Below are 17,749 nucleotides of genomic sequence, written 5' to 3'. Positions count from 1 at the left end.
CGATGACAGACCGCAAAAGCTTCGCGGTCTGTCGCGGTTTGTCGCTGCTTGAATGCGAGTCGTGCGCGGGTGTCAGCCGCAAGCTCCGACTTCACCGCATGCGGTACAGAAGTCGCAGCCGTCCTTGCGAATCATTGCATTCGCGCCGCACGTAGGACATTTGCGGCCGGGGATGGGCAGCAATGCATGAGGATTGGCTGCATCGGCATTTTCTTCCACGACGGCGGTAATGTCGTCATCGATGGATTCATCGGCTTGCGCCTTCGTTTGTTCGGCGTCCTTGCGACGTTGAGCAAGCAGCCGAGACGGCACCTGTCCACCTTCGACATCGAGGAAACCACGTCGATGCAGAATCTGCTGGATCGCGTAAGCCAGCGCGGCGACTTCGGAATCGTGCCAGCGTGGAGCCTTGTGTCCGTCAAGACGTTCAACGTCGCCCAGGCGCACCTGGCCGCGATCCCATGACACCTTGCGCATGTCCTGCAGGTTGCGTGCTACAAACCCGCCGCGCGCGGCAAGCGACAAGGAGCGCATGGTTGCGGTGATCCATTGCTGCGATTCATCGCGCTGACCGGTTGGAATGAAGAACTCGATAGGCCGCTCGATAGTGACATCTTCGCCGCCAAGCCGTCCGGTAATTTCCATGAACGACACCGCCACGTACAGCGACTTCTTGCCCGCTTGCGTGAGGTATTCCACCTTCTCGATGATCGCCGGCAACTCGCCGCGCGGCCGATGATCGATCGCAATGCGCAGCGGATCAAGCTGCACTTCGGAGTCCGCGGCATCCGATGGATCGGAAGCCACGGCCACGGGCGCCTCGGGCGCGACAGACAGCACCGCGCCCAGCGTGTCGTTTGGCCTGTAGGTAGCGAGCCCTTTGAGGCCGCGGCGCCATGCATCGAAATAAAGATCCTTGAAGGCTTCGAACGGATAATCGGCGGGTACGTTCACCGTCTTCGAAATCGATGTGTCCACATACGGCTGAACGGCAGCCATCATCTCCAGATGATCGTGCGCCGACATTTCTAGCGCGCTGACGAAATAATCCGGCAGTGACTTCACATCGCCCCCAAGCTCCCGATACAGCCGGTACGCATGATCTTCGACCGCGAAGGTTTGCCTGCTGCCGTCCGCCATGCGCTTCGTGCGGTTATATGTCCATGAGAACGCAGGCTCGATTCCGTTCGACGCATTATCGGCAAACGCGAGACTCACGGTTCCGGTTGGCGCAATGGACAGAAGATGGCTATTGCGAATGCCGTCGCGCCGGATCTCGGCCTTGAGGTCATCAGGCAAACGTGACGCAAAAGTGCCTGTTTCAAGGTACTTTTCTGCATCGAAGAGCGCAAACGCGCCGCGCTCGCGGGCAAGTTGCACCGACGCGCGATACGCTTCGTCGCGCATGGTGCGCGCCACGCGCGTGGCAAAGCCGCGTCCCTCCTGCGAGTTGTAGCGCACGCCAAGCATCACGAGCGTGTCGCCCAGACCCGTAAAGCCAACGCCAATGCGCCGCTTCTCGCGCGCTTCCTTGTCCTGCTCGGGCAATGGCCAAAGTGTGACGTCGAGCACGTCGTCGAGAAAACGAACCTGCGTGCGGGTGCTCTTGCCAAGCGCGTCCCAATCGAACACGGGCGTGCCGCCGTGCCGCTGCGCGAACGGATCGCGCACGAAGCACGTCAGGTTCAACGGCCCGAGATTGCAGCAGCCATACGCGGGCAAAGGCTGCTCGCCACACGGATTCGTTGCACGGATCGATTCCACGGCGCGCAGGTTGTTGTCGTCGTTCATGCGCGACATGAAGACCACACCCGGCTCGGCCACGTCGTAGGTCGAACGCATGATCGTGTCCCACACTTCACGTGCACGGACCTCGCGATACACCCACAAACCATCGTCACGCTGATGCGCGTCCACCGACGCCTTGAACGAAGGCGAAGGTTCCGCCCGATGCACGAGCTGCCACTGCGCGTCGTCGGATACGGCCTGCATGAACTCGTCGGTCACCGCGACCGATACGTTGAAGTTGTTCCAGCGCCCTTTAACGTGCTTCGCCGCGATGAACTCGAGCAAGTCAGGATGCGTGCAATCGAGAATGCCCATCTGCGCGCCGCGCCGCGAGCCCGCGCTTTCCACGGTCCTGCACGAAGCATCGAAGACATCCATGTAGCTGCACGGACCCGACGCCGACGAACCCGTTGAATGCACCCGTGCACCCTTTGGCCGGATAGCGGAAAAGTTGTAGCCCACGCCGCCGCCGCGCCGCATGGTTTCAGCCGCCTGCAACAATGCGACATAAATGCCCGGCAAGCCGTTCTCGTCCGTGCCCTGGATCGCGTCGCCCACAGGCTGCACGAAACAGTTGATGAGCGTCGCCTCGATACCCGTGCCGGCCGCGCTCATGATGCGCCCCGCGCCCAACGCACCGCGCTGGAAATTCTCGAAGAACTCTGTCTCCACCTGCTTTCGAAGCGCCTCCGGTTCCGCGAGCGCCACGCCTCGCGCGACCCTTCTATAAATATCTTCAATGCGCGTTTCGTCGCCCTTCGCATACTTTTCCAGCATCACATCTGTGGAAAACTGCTGCGGCAAAAAGGTAAGTTTCAGATCGTCTTCAGCCATGTTCTTTCCTCATGTCCAGCGATGCTGCGTTGCATCGCCGCGTTGTATCGGATGGCGGCGCGCCCGTGGGTCAGCGGGCACACGTTGCAGTTTTACTCCTTTCGGAGTACTTCCGCCGGAGGAGCGACATGGAGTCGCGTCCTCCCATCGGCGAATGGCCGGCACGCCGCGCAGTTCCTAATCTTGCAGTCGATTCCCACTACAACGCAAACTTAATCGACAGGCACGCACCATGACTGCCTCAAGCAGGAAACCCGGCAAAACGCCGAACAAGCCCCGCGCCCCCAAGCCGCCCGCTACGACCACCGCGTCCACGGCCGATCCGCGCGCCTGGCGCGTGCTGTGGTCCAGCACCTTCGCGTTCACCATCTGCTTTGCAATCTGGATGATGTTCGCGATTCTCGGCATTCCGCTGAAGACACAACTCGGCCTCACCGATACCGAATTCGGCCTGATCGCCGCCACGCCGGTTTTATCGGGCTCGCTCGCGCGCGTGCCCCTTGGCATCTACACGGATCGCTTCGGCGGGCGCATCGTCTTTCTCCTGACGATGCTCGCGACCGTCATTCCGCTGTGGTTGCTGGCGTATGCCACGCAGTTCTGGCAATTCATCGTGCTGGGGCTGCTCGTGGGCCTCTCCGGTGCGTGCTTTTCGGTTGGCACGCCCTACGTGGTGCGATGGTTTCCAAAGGAACAGCAGGGGTTTGCGATGGGCATCTTCGGGGCCGGCAACAGCGGGACGGCACTGACCAAGTTCGTCGCGCCGGTGATGATCGTGACCGCAGGAACATGGACGATCGTGCCAAAGGTGTATTCCATCGCCATGCTCGTTACAGCCGCGCTGTTCTGGATCACGTCGGCGACCAATCCCGCGCATCGCGTAGAGAATCCGCCTACTTTCGCGAGCCAGTTGAGCGTGATGAAGGATCGTCGCGCGTGGCGCTACTCGCAGTATTACTCGGTCGTGTTCGGCGGTTACGTTGGCCTTGCCCTGTGGCTGCCGCACTACTACGTCAATCACTACGGCTTTCACATTGAGCAGGCCGCGTTGCTGGCCGCGTGTTTCTCGCTTCCAGGCGGCGTGCTGCGCGCCATCGGCGGATGGCTGTCCGACCGCTTCGGCGCGCAGAAAACCACGTGGGCCGTGATGTGGACCGTGCTCGCGTGCTTCTTTTTCCTGAGCTATCCCGACACCGCCTTGACCGTGCAATCAAGCTTCGGTCCGCTCGCTTTCAATATTGCCGTGTCGCCCACGGTCTTTACGGTGTTGATGTTCACGGTCGGCATTGCAATGGCGATTGGCAAGGCGTCGGTCTTCAAGTTTGTCTCCGACGAATACACCGGCAACATCGGCGCGGTGTCCGGCGTGGTCGGTCTTGCCGGCGGCATTGCCGGCTTCGCGCTGCCCATTCTCTTTGGCTTGCTCGCCGACCTGACCGGCGTCAGCAGTTCGTGTTTCATGCTGCTTTTCGGCGCAACGGCCGTGAGTCTGATCTGGATGCACTTCTCTTTCCGCGCGCATGGGCCAGCCGTCCTGCCCCGCGCCTCCGTCTAACGCCACCGGCAAAAACATGTCCAACTATGTCCTGAAAAATTGGGAGCCGGAAGATCCGGCTTTCTGGAAAACACGCGGTTCATCCATCGCCAATCGCAACCTGTGGATCTCGATTCCGGCGTTGATGCTCGCGTTCTCGGTGTGGTCCTTGTGGAGTGTCGTTGTCGTCAATCTCGACAAAGCCGGCTTCCATTTCACCAAGAACGAGTTGTTCTGGCTGACTGCATTGCCCGCGCTCTCAGGCGCCACGCTGAGAATCTTTTATTCGTTTCTCGTGCCCATTTTCGGCGGCCGGCGCTTCACGGCGTTCTCCACCGCCACGCTGCTGATTCCTGCGCTCGGCATGGGCTTCGCGTTGCGCGACCCGGCGACCGGCTACTCCACCATGCTCGTGCTTGCTCTGCTGTGCGGATTCGGCGGCGCGAACTTCAGTTCATCGATGGCGAACATCAGCTTCTTCTTTCCCAAGGCGCAGAAAGGACTGGCTACTGGATTGAACGCGGGCATCGGCAATCTTGGTGTGTCCGTGGTCCAGTTCGTCACGCCGCTCGTGATTGCCACGGCAGCATTCGTGTCGCTTTCAGGTAGCGGGCAGACGTCCGTCAAGGACGGCGTCGAGCACGGCATCTGGCTGCAGAACGCGGGCTTCATCTGGGTGCCGTTCATCGTTGCATCGTCGATCGCGGCCTGGTTCGGCATGAACGATATTGCCGACGCCAAGGCTTCGTTCTCCGATCAGGCCGTTATCTTCAAGCGCATGCACAACTGGCTCATGTGCTGGTTGTATATCGGCACGTTCGGCTCGTTTATCGGTTTTTCGGCGGGCTTCGCGCTGCTGACTAAAGCGCAGTTTCCATCGATCAACCCGACCGCCTATGCGTTCCTCGGACCACTCGCGGGCGCGTTGGCGCGGCCCGTGGGCGGCTGGATCTCCGACCATCTGGGCGGCGCTCGCGTGACGCTGTGGACCTTCATCGCAATGATCGCAGCCGTGTTTGGCGTCATTTCGTTCATGCCGGGCGCAGGGTCGGCGGGCAACTTCGGCGGCTTCCTCGCCATGTTCATCGTGCTGTTCATGCTCACGGGCATTGGCAACGGCTCGACCTTCCGCATGATCCCGGTGATCTTCATGACCCAGCACCAGCGGCTCGCCAAGGGGCTCGATGCCACGGCGCAGCGCCTGGCGCTTCACAACGCCGCGAAGGAATCGGCGGCCGTGCTGGGCTTTTCCGCGGCAATCGGCGCGTATGGCGGCTTCTTCATTCCCAAGACCTTCGGCACCGCGCTCGACATGACCGGCTCGGCCGTTCCCGCGCTGTATGTGTTCATCGCGTTCTATGTGACCTGCGTCGCCATCACATGGTTCTTCTACGCACGCCGCAACGCCGGCATGCCGTGCTGACACGCTCAATTCGACACAGGACAAAACAATGAGTCATTTTCTGGATCGCCTGAAGTTCGTCAAGCGCACGCAATCGACGTTCTCAAACGGCCATGGCGCGGTTGTCAACGAAGACCGCAAGTGGGAAGACGGTTATAGAAACCGTTGGCAGCATGACAAGATCGTGCGCTCCACGCATGGCGTGAACTGCACAGGCTCATGCTCGTGGAAGGTGTATGTCAAGAACGGCCTGATTGTCTGGGAGACGCAGCAGACCGACTATCCGCGCACGCGCGCCGACCTGCCCAATCACGAACCGCGCGGCTGTCCGCGTGGTGCGTCGTATAGCTGGTATGTGTATTCCGCGCAGCGCGTGAAATACCCGATGATCCGCGGCCGCCTGATGGAAATGTGGCGCGAAGCGCGGGCAAGCATGGACCCGGTCTCGGCATGGGCGTCGATTAGTCAGGATCCCGCAAAGTCAAAACGCTACAAGAGCGTGCGCGGACTTGGCGGCTTCGTGCGCGCCGACTGGAACACCGCCAATGAAATGATCGCGGCGGCGAACGCGTTCACCGTCGGCAAGTTCGGACCGGACCGCGTAATCGGTTTCTCGCCGATCCCCGCCATGTCGATGGTCTCCTATGCGGCGGGCTCGCGTTATCTCAGCCTGATCGGGGGCGTGTGCCTTTCGTTTTACGACTGGTATTGCGATCTGCCGCCGGCTTCCCCGCAAGTCTGGGGCGAACAGACCGATGTGCCGGAATCCGCCGACTGGTACAACTCGACGTATCTCATGGTATGGGGATCGAACATTCCCCAGACCCGCACGCCCGACGCGCATTTCTATTCCGAAGTCCGCTACAAGGGCACGAAGACCGTGGCTGTATCGTCGGACTTCGGCGAAATGGTCAAGTTCGGGGACATCTGGCTCGCGCCGAAGCAAGGCACCGACGCGGCTCTCGCCATGGCAATGGGCCATGTCGTGCTGAAGGAATTTCACGCGGCCAATGCGTCGAACAAGTCCGCGTATTTCCGTGACTACGTCAAGCAATACACCGACATGCCCATGCTCGTGCTCCTGCGCGACAACGGCGAGACCCTCGTTCCCGATCACTTCCTGCGCGCATCGCACCTCGCCAGCAATCTCGACGAAGCCAACAACGCGCAATGGAAGACGCTCGTGCTCGACGCCGCCAGCGGCCAGATCGTCGCGCCCAACGGCACTGTCGGCTTCCGCTGGAACGAAGCTGCGCACAATGACGGCGAGAAAGTCGGCCGCTGGAACCTCGAGCTGAAGGACGGCGGAAGCGGCCGCGCGATCGATCCACGCCTTTCCATGATCGATACGCACGATGAAGTCGCCACTGTCGGTTTCCCTTATTTCGGCAGCGAGCACGACGCACTGCTGGAACGCCGCGTGCCGGCAAAGCGCGTCACCCTCGCCGATGGAACCAGCGCGCTGGTAGCAACCGTGTTCGACCTGCAGATGGCGAACTACGGCGTGGACCAGGGCCTGGGCGGCGCAAATGTCGCAACGAGCTATGACGACGATGTTCCCTACACGCCCGCATGGCAGGAAAAGCACACCACGGTCCCGCGCAATTTGGTAATCCAGGTCGCGCGCGAATTCGCGACGAATGCCCATCAGACCGAGGGCAAAAGCATGGTGATCGTGGGCGCGGCGCTCAATCACTGGTATCACAACGACATGATCTATCGCGGCATCATCAACCTCCTGATGATGTGCGGCTGCGTGGGCAAGAGCGGCGGCGGCTGGGCGCACTACGTGGGCCAGGAAAAACTGCGTCCGCAATTCGGCTGGGCGCCGCTTGCGTTCGCGCTCGACTGGTCGAAGCCGCCGCGCCAGATGAACGGCACGTCGTTCTTCTACAACCACACGAGCCAGTGGCGTCACGAGAAAGTGGGCCTGGGCGAAATCCTCTCGCCAACCGCGAACAAGGGAAAGTATTCGAACCTCTCGATGCTCGATCTGAACGCGAAGTCCGAGCGCATGGGCTGGCTGCCGAGCGCGCCTCAACTCGGAGCAAATCCGCTCGATCTCACCGACGAAGCCGCGCGCGCCGGCATGAAACCCGTGGACTATGTGGTCGACCGCTTGAAGTCGGGCGCACTGCAGTTCGCCTGCGATGACCCCGATAACCCGGTCAACTTCCCGCGCAACATGTTCGTCTGGCGTTCGAACATTCTGGGCAGTTCAGGCAAGGGCCATGAGTACTTCCTGAAGTATCTGCTCGGCACACAGAACGCCCTCTTCTCCGACGAAAACGACGCCATCATGCCGGGTCAGGTGAACGTGCGCCCCGCCGCTGAAGGCAAGCTCGACTTGCTGACGGTGCTCGATTTCCGCATGAGCACGACCTGCCTTTACGGCGACATCGTGCTGCCTACGGCTACTTGGTACGAGAAGGACGACCTGAATACATCGGACATGCATCCGTTTATTCATCCGTTGTCTGAAGCGGTTCAACCGTTGTGGGAAAGCAAGAGCGACTGGGAAATCTACAAGGGCATTGCCGAGAAATTTGCCGAGATCGGCGGCGCGCATCTGGGCACGCGGACCGATCTGGTCTGCACGCCGCTCATGCACGACACGCCGGGCGAACTTGGCCAGCCATTCGAGCCGAAGGACTGGCGTGCCGGCGAATGCGACCTGATTCCAGGCAAGACCGCGCCGTCCATGACGGTCGTCGAGCGTAACTACAAGGACGTGTATCGCAAGTTTACGTCGGTCGGTCCGTTGCTCGACACACAGGGCAATGGCGGCAAGGGCATCAACTGGAACAGCGCGCACGAAGTCGGCGAACTCGCGAACATTACCCATACCGTCACCGAACCAGGCGTGAGCCAGGGGCGGCCACGGTTGAACACGGCTATCGACGCCGCCGAGATGATTCTCACCTTCGCGCCGGAAACGAACGGGCACGTGGCGGTGAAGGCATGGCAAGCGCTGTCGAAGATCACGGGACGCGAACACGCGCATCTGGCGCTCGGCCGCGAGCACGACAAGATCCGTTTCCGCGATGTCCAGGCCCAGCCGCGCAAGATCATTTCCGCGCCAACCTGGTCCGGACTCGAATCCGAGGAAGTGAGCTACAACGCCGGTTATACGAACGTGCATGAACTGATCCCATGGCGCACGCTGACGGGTCGCCAGCAGTTTTATCAGGACCACAGATGGATGCTGGATTTTGGCGAAGGGTCGTGCGTGTATCGCCCGGCTATCGACACGAAGACAATCACCCAGATGCTCGGCGCGAAGCCAAATGGCGAACACGAACTCGTGCTCAACTGGATCACGCCGCACCAGAAATGGGGCATCCATTCGACTTACTCGGACAACCTGCGCATGTTGACGCTCTCGCGCGGCGGACCTCATGTGTGGGTCTCCGAAGCCGAAGCCCGGGAATCGGGTCTGGTGGATAACGACTGGGTCGAAGTGTTCAACGTGAACGGCACGCTGACGGCGCGGGTCGTGGTGAGCCAGCGCGTGCCGCGCGGCATGTGCCTGATGTATCACGCGCAGGAAAAAATCGTCAATGTGCCCGGCGCCGAGACGAGCGGCATGCGCGGCGGTATCCATAACTCGGTCACGCGCACGGTGCTCAAGCCCACGCACATGATTGGCGGATACGCGCAACAAGCCTACGGTTTCAACTACTACGGCACGGTGGGATCGAATCGCGACGAATATGTGATCGTGCGCAAGATGAAAAAAGTGGCGTGGCTCGAAGGCCCGCTCAAGGAAAGTGAAGGAGCAGCATCATGAAAATTCGTGCGCAAGTCGCAATGGTGTTGAACTTGGACAAGTGTATTGGCTGCCATACCTGCTCCGTCACCTGCAAGAACGTGTGGACGTCGCGCGATGGCGTGGAGTACGCGTGGTTCAACAACGTGGAAACGAAGCCGGGTATCGGCTATCCGAAGGAATGGGAGAACCAGAAGAAGTGGCAAGGTGGATGGATACGCGACGCGGCCGGCCGGCTGCGTCCGCGCCAGGGCGGCAAGCTCAAGGTGCTCGCGAACCTGTTTGCAAATCCAAACTTGCCGGCTATCGACGACTACTACGAGCCATTCACGTTCGATTACGAGCATTTGCAGAAGGCGCGTTTGAGCGAGACCCCGCCGACCGCGCGCCCCGTTTCCGTCATCACCGGCAGGAAGATGGAGAAGATCGAATGGGGTCCGAACTGGGAAGACGATCTTGGCGGCGAGTTTTCATCGCGCGGACGTGACGCGTTGTTCGAGGACGTGCAAAAGGAGATGTACTCCACGTTCGAGAACACGTTCATGATGTACTTGCCGCGCCTGTGCGAGCACTGCCTGAATCCGGCATGCGTGGCGTCGTGCCCGTCCGGTTCCGTGTACAAGCGCGAAGACGACGGCATTGTCCTCGTGGACCAGGACAAGTGCCGCGGGTGGCGCATGTGCATATCCGGCTGCCCGTACAAGAAGATCTACTTCAACTGGAAAAGCGGCAAGGCCGAGAAGTGCATCTTCTGTTATCCGCGGCTTGAAGCGGGTCAGCCGACCGTTTGCTCCGAGACCTGCGTCGGGCGGATTCGCTATCTCGGCGTGCTGCTTTATGACGCCGACAAGATTGGCGAGGCGGCATCGGTTGAACGCGAGAAGGATCTGTACCAGTCGCAACTCGACGTATTCCTCGATCCACATGATCCCGCCGTGCAGGCCGAAGCGCTCGCGCAAGGAATTCCGCAAAGCTGGCTGGATTCCGCGCGCAAGTCGCCGGTCTACAAGATGGCCGTGCAATGGAAGGTCGCATTCCCGCTGCATCCCGAGTACCGCACGTTGCCGATGGTCTGGTATATCCCGCCGCTTTCGCCGATTCAATCGGCGGCCGACGCCGGTCATATCGGCATGGACGGCATCATTCCGGACGTGAAGAGCCTGCGCATTCCCGTGAAGTACCTGGCGAACCTGCTGACCGCTGGCGACGAAGCGCCCGTCACGTCCGCCCTCGAACGCATGCTCGCCATGCGCGCGTTCAAACGCGCGGAAGTCGTGCATGGCCGCGCCGAGCCGGAATTGCTCAAGGGCCTGGACATCACGACTGCCCAAGTGGAAGACATGTACCAGACCATGGCGATCGCGAACTATGAAGACCGGTTCGTCGTGCCGTCATCGCACAAGGAAATCGTGGAAGACAGCTTCAACGACAAGGGCAGTTGCGGCTTTACGTTCGGCAATGGCTGCTCGGGCGGGATATCGGAGGGATCGTTGTTCGGGAAGAAACCGCAAGGCAGCGTGGTATTTGCCGACATGCCAAAGTCGCGCAAGAAAACAGAGGTGGCGTCATGACCGCTGCGCGCAGACCGCTTTCCATCTACACATTGCTGGCAAGCTTGCTCGATTATCCCGAGCAGGAATTGCTCGATGCATTGAACGAGATCCGCCAGGAACTCGGGGCTTTCCCGGAGACCGCACGCGCGGCGCTGCAACCGCTGCTCGCCTTGCTCAGCGAAAGCACGTTGATCGAGTTGCAGGAAAACTATGTCGCCACGTTCGATCGCAATCCTGCACATTCGCTGCATCTGTTCGAGCATGTTCACGGCGAAAGCCGTGATCGCGGGCAAGCGATGGTCGACCTGCTCGAGGAATATAAGCGGCATGGCCTTGAGATGGCGACCAACGAGTTGCCTGATCACGTACCGCTGTTTCTTGAAGTGCTCGGCAACATCGAGCCTTCCGAAGCGCGGACGCTCCTCGACGAAGCCATCCACGTCCTTGCCGCGCTTGGCGATCGCCTCGCGCGCGATGTAAGCCCATACGCAGGCGTATTCACCGTCCTGCGTTCAATGACCGATGTCGTGCCGCAACCGGCCGAGGTTCCGCCTATCCGCGACATGGACGAGGCGCTCGAACGCTTTGGCCCGGGCGCTGACGGAGTCGAACCGCTGCTTGCTCCATCCACGTCCGCGCCCATGGCCAAGCCGATGCAATTTCATCCGCGGCCGCCGGCCACGGCCAACTGAGTTACAGGGACCACGCTCATGCTCAATCAATTTCTGTTTGGCATTTATCCGTACATCGCGGCGGCCATTTTTCTGTTCGGCAGCCTCGCGCGTTTCGAACGAGAGCAGTACACGTGGAAGACCGACAGTTCGCAACTGCTTCATCGCGGCAACCTGCGGCTCGGGAACATCCTGTTTCACATCGGCATTCTCGGGTTGTTCTTCGGGCATCTCGGCGGATTGCTCACGCCGGTCGCCGTATGGGATTACCTCGGCGTCGACCACGGCACGAAGCAGGCGGTCGCCATGATCGCGGGCGGCATCATGGGCTGGCTGTGTCTGTCGGGCCTGCTCATCCTGATTCACCGGCGCATCTCCAGCGCGCGTATTTCGGCTGTAACGCGCACCGGCGACAAGGTTCTGCTGCTCTGGATTCTCTGCACGTTGCTGCTTGGCCTCGCGACCATCGGCGAATCGTCGGCTCATATGGACGGTCACATGATGGTCCAGCTCATGACATGGGCGCAGCACATAGTCACGTTCCGTGGCGACGCCGCGAGCTTCGTTGCAAACGCCCCGCTGTTGTTCCGCCTGCATCTCTTCATGGGCATGACGCTCTTCGTGATCTTTCCGTTCACGCGGCTCGTGCACGTGTGGAGCGGCTTCGCGTCGGTCACCTACCTGGGCCGCGCATGGCAGCTCGTGCGTCCGCGCTGATCCATTGAAAGGAGAACATCATGGCTGTGATCGTCAACGGCACGGAGCTGACCGACAAGGACATCGAGCGTGAGCTGGCCGCCCATGCAGACATGCCCGACGCGCAGCAGGCGGCGCTCACCGCTGCCGTGTTGCGCCGTGTGCTGCTCGACGAAGCCGCGCATCTGAACCTGGCATCCGCATCGAACGACGAGCAGTTGATCGAAGCGCTGCTCGATCATCAACTCGCCGGGTCGGTCGGGCCCACGCAAGAAGAATGCGAGCGCCACTATCTTGCCGATCAGGAACGCTGGCGTGTGAACGAGCGGGCGCGGGTGAGCCATATCCTGTTCCAGGTCACCGAGCGCGTGGATCTGGCGGCGTTGAAAACGCGCGCTCAGCAAACACTTGATGACCTGTTGCTCGCGGGCGATGACATCGAACAGCGCTTCACCGATGCCGCACGGACGCTGTCGAATTGTCCGTCGGGCGTGGATGGCGGCGCGCTCGGGGAAATCGGCCGCGGCGATACCGTGGCAGAATTCGAGCGCGCGGTATTTGCCGCGCCCGCGGGCACGCTTTGCCCGGCGCTCGTGGAAACGGAATTCGGGTTTCATATTGTCCGTGTCCACGACAAATCGCCGGGCCATGTGTTGCCATTCGAGCAGGTCGAGCTGCGTATCCGCGACGCCATGTCGCACGCACTGCGCGATCTTGCCGAGCGGCGCTACGTGACGGAAGCGGTAGCGCGCGCGGACATCGTGGGATGGAAAGACGGGAAAGCGATATGACGCAAGCCGCGGCGAAGCTGCGCATCTTCGGAATTTGCGGGCGCTCGGGACAAGGCAAGACCACGCTGATTGAAGCGTTGCTGCCCTGGTTCCAGGCTCGCGGCCAGGTGGTGAACGTGGTGAAGCACAGCCATCATTCAATCGACCTGGAGCCGCCGGGCAAGGACAGCGCCCGGTTTCGCGCCGCCGGCGCGGGCGAAGTGCTGATTGCTTCGCCCTATCGGTATGCAATCGTCCGGGAACTGCACGACGCGCCCGAACCGCCGCTCGCCGACCTTATTGCGCGTCTGGGTCCGGCCGACCTGACGCTCGTGGAAGGCTTCACGCGCGAGACTTTACCTCGGCTGGAAGTCGTCCGGCCTGGCGAAGGGCGCGACCCGCTGTATAGAACCGATACCGCGATCCTCGCCATCGCCACGGACGACGCCCCGCGTCTTCATGACGCACCCAACGTCCCGCTTCTGCCTCTGGCGGACATCGCGGGAATTGGGGAGTTCATATGCAAAACAGTCGGACTCTCGCTTTAAAACGCTCGCGCGCCGCATAATCGTTCCCTTGGCTTTTCCCGAGCGCATGCGCACGCAGTTCCATGTCCGACCTTTCGCTTCATTCCGCGCTTCACTCCCCTTTACCCGCTACGCCGCTGCGCTACCGGCTATCCACCCGCATTGTGATGCTGTCCGGCGTTGCGCTTGCGCTGTTTTTATCGATGATCGTGGGAACGCTCTGGCTTTCGTGGCAACTCGAAGGAGCGGGCGCCGCAATCAACGACGCCGGCAGCCTGCGCATGCGCGCCGGCAACGTCGCCATTCAGCTTGCCGAAGCGCGCGCCGGCCGCCCCGCGAACGTGGGTTCACAAAGCGCCCTTCTCGACTCCACATTGGCCCGATTGAAACACGGCGACCCCGTGCGTCCCCTTTTTCTGCCGGAAACGCCGGCCATCCGCGCGCAATTCGACGTGGTCTCGGCAACCTGGCACGAGGCGCTGAAACCCGCGATCACACAGGACGCTTCCGAGCCTTCGTCGTACCTCGCCCGTTTGCCGGCGTTCGTCACGCAAGCCGATGCGCTCGTGCGTCTGGTCGAGCACGAGAACGCACGCAAGACCGCGTGGCTCAGGCGTTCGCAGCTTGCGCTCGCAGCGCTTGCGTGCCTTGGAACCGTCGCCATCGTGTATCTGCTTTATGCGTGGTTCGTGCTGCCCGTGCGGCGACTCGAGCGCGGATTGTCGCGTATCGAACAACGCGAATTCACCGCTCGGCTGCAGGTCGAGTCACGCGATGAATTCGGCCATCTCGCACAGGGCTTTAACCGCATGGCGGGCGAACTTCAAAGCCTGTACCGCGATCTGGCGGGGCGCGTCGCTCACAAGACAGCGCAGCTTTCCGCGCGCAACGGCGAACTGCTGGCGCTGTATGAGATGACTGCATTCCTGCATGGCGCGCACGACGTGGAGGTGTTATGCCGCGGTTTTATCGAACGCGTGATGCGTCAATTCAATGCCGACGCGGGGACGGTGCGCACTCTCGCGCAGGACGACGATAATCTCCACATGGTCGTCTCCGTGGGACTGCCTGAGCACATGCTGAATGACGAACGCTGCATGCCCGCCCGCGATTGCGTGTGCGGCGCAGTGGCCACGAGCGGCGTTGCCGTGATCAAGGACCTGCGCGCCGGCCGTGCCTCGCCCGGTACGAACGCGGCCGATTGCGGCAACGCCGGGTTTTCGGCCGTGACCGCCTTTGGAATCGTTTCGCATCAGATTGCGCTTGGCTCCTTCTCGCTGCACTTCCGGGAGGCGCGTGTCATGTTGCCATCGGAAACGCGCTTGCTCGAAACCCTCGGGCGGCATCTTGGCAATGCGCTGCAGAATCATCGGCTGGCCGCTGCGGCGCGTCAGCTCGCGGTCGCGCAAGAGCGACATCTGGTGGCGCAAGGTTTGCATGACAGCATTGCGCAGAGCCTTAATTTCCTGAAGATGCAGTTGTATCTGCTAGACGGCGCGGCCGAGCGCGACGACATGAAGGAGATCCGCGAGATCGTGCCGCTGTTGCGTGGCGGTCTGGAGGAAAGTTACGAGGATGTGCGAGAGCTGCTTGTCAATTTCCGCACGAAGTTCGGAAGCGGAAGTCTTCGCGACGCCATAGAGGAAACCGCCGCGCGCTTCGAACGGCAAACGGACACACCGCTTGCGCTCGACTTTGAAGAGGCGGGCGGAATGCCATTGCCATCCGATCAGCAGTTGCAGGTGCTGTTTATCCTGCAAGAAGCGTTATCGAATATCCGCAAGCATGCATCGGCTTCACACGTACGCGTCACGATCCGGAACGCACAGGATTTTCATCTTGCCGTGCAGGACGACGGAGACGGTTACGATCCCGCCGACATCGCGAGCCGCGGCGAAGCGCACGTCGGCTTTCACATCATGCGCGAACGCGCGGCGCGTCTTGGCGCGCAATTGCGGCTCGAAAGCGAACCCGGCAACGGCGCGCGCGTGCATCTGTTGCTGCCCGCGGGCAAAAGGCAGGCAGCATGACCATCCGCATTCTTTTAATCGATGACCACACGCTGTTTCGCTCGGGCGTGCACGCCTTGCTGCAGCGCCAGCCCGATTTCGAGGTTGTGGGCGACGCCGCCGATGGTATTGAAGGGATCAAGCGCGCGAAGCAGCATCGGCCGGATGTCGTGTTGCTCGATCTGAACATGCCTGGGCTGTCAGGCATCGAGACGCTGCAGTTGCTGCAGCAGGACTTGCCCGATACGGCCGTTATCATGCTCACCGTGTCGGAAGACGTGGACGAACTGACGTGCGCGCTGCGCGAAGGCGCGTGCGGATATCTGCTCAAGAACATGGACGCCGATGCGCTCGCCACAATGATCCGTCGTGCGGCCGACGGCGAGTCCGTGATCGCCGAGAGTATGACGCAACGGTTGATCGCACAAATGAGGACGCCGGCGAAAGCCGACGAAAATCCTGCGCCCGATGTCCGCAGTTCATCCGTTCTGACGCCGCGCGAACGCGATATCGTGCGAATCGTGGCCCGAGGAGCGAGCAATAAAGACATCGCACGCGAACTCGATCTGGCGGAGAGCACCGTCAAAATTCACGTACGCAACGTGCTGCGCAAGCTCAATCTCACGAGCCGGGTACAGATCGCAATCCACGCGCTCGCACGCGAGCCGAACGACTAGGCGGACTGCAGGCCGGTCAACTCCTGATACACGTTCGCATAGCGCAATGCCGACGCTTCCCAGCCGAAGTCCTGCTCCATTGCGCGATGAACAACCGCTTTCCATTCCAGCCGCCGCGCTTTCAACGCGAACGCCCGGCGAATGGCGGCAACAATCGCCGCCCGGTCGAACTTCTCGAACACGAAGCCGGTCGCGAGTTCATCGGCGAGATTTTCGAGCGACGCGTCCACGACCGTATCGGCCAGGCCGCCCACGCAATGAACGAGCGGCAACGATCCATACGCGAGCGCGTAAAGCTGCGTGAGGCCGCAAGGTTCGAAGCGCGACGGCACCATCACGACGTCGCTGCCCGCGATGATCGAATGAGACAACGTTTCGTCGAAACCGAGTTCCACGGCGACCGCCCGGGGATTCGCCGCGGCGGCATTCTTGAGGCCGTTTTCGAGCGCCGGATCGCCGGTGCCGAGCACGACCAGTTGTCCGCCGCGCTGGACAATATCGGGAATGGCCGAAAGCAGCAGATCAATGCCCTTCTGCTCTGTCAAACGGCTCACCACGCCGAATACCAGCCCGCCCGGTTCGCGCGCAAGACCCATGCGTTCCTGCAGCGCGGCCTTGCATTTGTCCTTGCCCGCGAATTTGCCGATGGAATATTGCGCATTGATGGCCGTATCGGTGGCGGGATTCCACACCGTCTTGTCGACGCCATTGAGAATGCCGCTGATGTCGTGCGTGCGCGTGCGCAAGAGACCATCGAGACCCGCGCCCTGCGCATGCGTCTGGATCTCGCGGGCGTAGGTCGGGCTGACTGTCGTGATGCGATCGGAGTAGAAAAGCCCCGCCTTCAGAAACGAAATATGGCCGTAGAACTCAGCGCCATTGATCGAGAAAAAATCCGCCGGCAACTGCAGCACGCCAAATCCCGCCGCCGGGAAAACACCCTGATACGCCAGGTTATGAACCGTTATGACACACGGTATGCGCGGCACGCCCGTCTGGCGCTCCCAGGCTCGCAGATAGGCCGGTGCAAGGCCCGCATGCCAGTCGTGCGCGTGCAGTACGTGCGGCTTCCATGCTGGATCGGCGCCATTCGCAACGCGCGCCGCCGCCCAGCCGAGCAGTGCAAAGCGCCGGTCGCTGTCCGCGTATTGAGTGTGTGAAGCGTCCAGATAAGGATTGCCCGGCCGGTCGTAAAAGGCATCGGCCCGAATGATATAAACCACGACCGAATGCGCCGCCAGCACGCCGCGCTCGAGCCTGACATTCCCCAGGCCGAACGCCGGTCCGAGATCCGCCACATGCTCGATCTGCGTCAGCCCGGCCACAACAGACGGAAACGCCGGCAGGATCACACGGGCGTCCGTGCCCAGCTGCATCTGGGCCGGCGGCAACGCGCCCACGACATCGGCGAGGCCGCCGGTTTTCAAAAGCGGATACATTTCCGCTGCAACGTGCAGCACGCATACGGTCATCGGTTCCCCATTGGCTGGTTGCGCTGGTTTGGACTCACCGCGTTTTT

General features: G+C 61.3%; 12 protein-coding genes. 10 read left to right on the top strand and 2 right to left on the bottom strand.

The genetic code is table 11. The features are described 5' to 3' along the window. Positions 1-72: 72 nt before the first annotated feature. Positions 73-2,622 (bottom strand): adenosylcobalamin-dependent ribonucleoside-diphosphate reductase, encoded by a 2,550-nt coding sequence (locus ACRWA7_RS07885; RefSeq protein WP_438392171.1) that lies wholly within the window; start codon positions 2,620-2,622, stop codon positions 73-75. Between the two features lie 232 nt (positions 2,623-2,854). Here ACRWA7_RS07885 and ACRWA7_RS07880 point away from each other — a divergent pair, with 232 nt between their 5' ends. The 10 genes from ACRWA7_RS07880 to ACRWA7_RS07835 all read left to right on the top strand — a co-directional run bounded on the left by ACRWA7_RS07880 (position 2,855) and on the right by ACRWA7_RS07835 (position 16,230). Then, positions 2,855-4,177 (top strand): MFS transporter, encoded by a 1,323-nt coding sequence (locus ACRWA7_RS07880; RefSeq protein WP_438392170.1) that lies wholly within the window; start codon positions 2,855-2,857, stop codon positions 4,175-4,177. Positions 4,178-4,193: 16 nt separating this feature from the next. Continuing rightward, complete coding sequence (locus ACRWA7_RS07875) at positions 4,194-5,579, top strand: NarK family nitrate/nitrite MFS transporter (RefSeq protein ID WP_438392169.1); 1,386 nt, start codon at positions 4,194-4,196, stop codon at positions 5,577-5,579. Positions 5,580-5,607: 28 nt separating this feature from the next. Next, complete coding sequence (locus ACRWA7_RS07870; protein WP_438392168.1) at positions 5,608-9,348, top strand: nitrate reductase subunit alpha; 3,741 nt, start codon at positions 5,608-5,610, stop codon at positions 9,346-9,348. After that, entirely contained in the window at positions 9,345-10,898 is a 1,554-nt protein-coding gene (narH, locus tag ACRWA7_RS07865; protein ID WP_438392167.1) for a nitrate reductase subunit beta, read from the top strand. Before ACRWA7_RS07870 ends, narH begins: the two co-directional genes overlap by 4 nt. Then, positions 10,895-11,572 carry a nitrate reductase molybdenum cofactor assembly chaperone gene (narJ, locus tag ACRWA7_RS07860; protein WP_438392166.1) on the top strand — a complete coding sequence of 226 codons (678 nt, stop codon included), beginning with the start codon at positions 10,895-10,897 and terminating at the stop codon, positions 11,570-11,572. Before narH ends, narJ begins: the two co-directional genes overlap by 4 nt. A gap of 18 nt (positions 11,573-11,590) precedes the next feature. Continuing rightward, a complete protein-coding gene (gene narI / locus ACRWA7_RS07855; RefSeq protein ID WP_438392165.1) occupies positions 11,591-12,268 on the top strand; it encodes a respiratory nitrate reductase subunit gamma in 678 nt (225 codons plus the stop codon). A 20-nt stretch (positions 12,269-12,288) separates the two neighbouring features. Continuing rightward, positions 12,289-13,038, top strand: coding sequence for a peptidylprolyl isomerase (locus ACRWA7_RS07850; RefSeq protein ID WP_438392163.1), 750 nt, complete (start codon positions 12,289-12,291; stop codon positions 13,036-13,038). Continuing rightward, positions 13,035-13,565 (top strand): molybdopterin-guanine dinucleotide biosynthesis protein B, encoded by a 531-nt coding sequence (mobB, locus tag ACRWA7_RS07845; RefSeq protein WP_060818308.1) that lies wholly within the window; start codon positions 13,035-13,037, stop codon positions 13,563-13,565. The genes ACRWA7_RS07850 and mobB overlap by 4 nt, the downstream gene beginning before the upstream one ends. 62 nt (positions 13,566-13,627) lie before the next feature. Beyond that, positions 13,628-15,574 (top strand): type IV pili methyl-accepting chemotaxis transducer N-terminal domain-containing protein, encoded by a 1,947-nt coding sequence (locus ACRWA7_RS07840; protein WP_438392162.1) that lies wholly within the window; start codon positions 13,628-13,630, stop codon positions 15,572-15,574. Beyond that, complete coding sequence (locus tag ACRWA7_RS07835) at positions 15,571-16,230, top strand: response regulator (RefSeq protein WP_060818306.1); 660 nt, start codon at positions 15,571-15,573, stop codon at positions 16,228-16,230. The genes ACRWA7_RS07840 and ACRWA7_RS07835 overlap by 4 nt, the downstream gene beginning before the upstream one ends. Here ACRWA7_RS07835 and glgA read toward each other — a convergent pair. Next, the gene (gene glgA / locus ACRWA7_RS07830; protein WP_438392161.1) at positions 16,227-17,702 is read right to left on the bottom strand and encodes a glycogen synthase GlgA; all 1,476 of its coding nucleotides are present in this window, start codon (positions 17,700-17,702) and stop codon (positions 16,227-16,229) included. The genes ACRWA7_RS07835 and glgA overlap by 4 nt on opposite strands. Positions 17,703-17,749 lie beyond the last annotated feature (47 nt).

Origin of the sequence: Caballeronia sp. DA-9 (assembly GCF_051615025.1) — a bacterium.
GTDB lineage: Bacteria > Pseudomonadota > Gammaproteobacteria > Burkholderiales > Burkholderiaceae > Caballeronia > Caballeronia sordidicola.
Note: the sequence above shows the minus strand (reverse complement) of the source record. Positions and strands in the feature narration are given on the sequence as shown.

Excerpts from the sequence above, each read along its gene's own strand:
- ACRWA7_RS07885 (WP_438392171.1), bottom strand. The coding sequence starts at position 2,622 with ATGGCTGAAGACGATCTGAAACTTACCTTTTTGCCGCAGCAGTTTTCC.
- ACRWA7_RS07880 (WP_438392170.1), top strand. The coding sequence starts at position 2,855 with ATGACTGCCTCAAGCAGGAAACCCGGCAAAACGCCGAACAAGCCCCGC.
- glgA (WP_438392161.1), bottom strand. The coding sequence starts at position 17,702 with ATGACCGTATGCGTGCTGCACGTTGCAGCGGAAATGTATCCGCTTTTG.
- narJ (WP_438392166.1), top strand. The coding sequence starts at position 10,895 with ATGACCGCTGCGCGCAGACCGCTTTCCATCTACACATTGCTGGCAAGC.
- narI (WP_438392165.1), top strand. The coding sequence starts at position 11,591 with ATGCTCAATCAATTTCTGTTTGGCATTTATCCGTACATCGCGGCGGCC.
- ACRWA7_RS07850 (WP_438392163.1), top strand. The coding sequence starts at position 12,289 with ATGGCTGTGATCGTCAACGGCACGGAGCTGACCGACAAGGACATCGAG.
- ACRWA7_RS07840 (WP_438392162.1), top strand. The coding sequence starts at position 13,628 with ATGTCCGACCTTTCGCTTCATTCCGCGCTTCACTCCCCTTTACCCGCT.
- narH (WP_438392167.1), top strand. The coding sequence starts at position 9,345 with ATGAAAATTCGTGCGCAAGTCGCAATGGTGTTGAACTTGGACAAGTGT.
- ACRWA7_RS07875 (WP_438392169.1), top strand. The coding sequence starts at position 4,194 with ATGTCCAACTATGTCCTGAAAAATTGGGAGCCGGAAGATCCGGCTTTC.
- ACRWA7_RS07835 (WP_060818306.1), top strand. The coding sequence starts at position 15,571 with ATGACCATCCGCATTCTTTTAATCGATGACCACACGCTGTTTCGCTCG.
- mobB (WP_060818308.1), top strand. The coding sequence starts at position 13,035 with ATGACGCAAGCCGCGGCGAAGCTGCGCATCTTCGGAATTTGCGGGCGC.
- ACRWA7_RS07870 (WP_438392168.1), top strand. The coding sequence starts at position 5,608 with ATGAGTCATTTTCTGGATCGCCTGAAGTTCGTCAAGCGCACGCAATCG.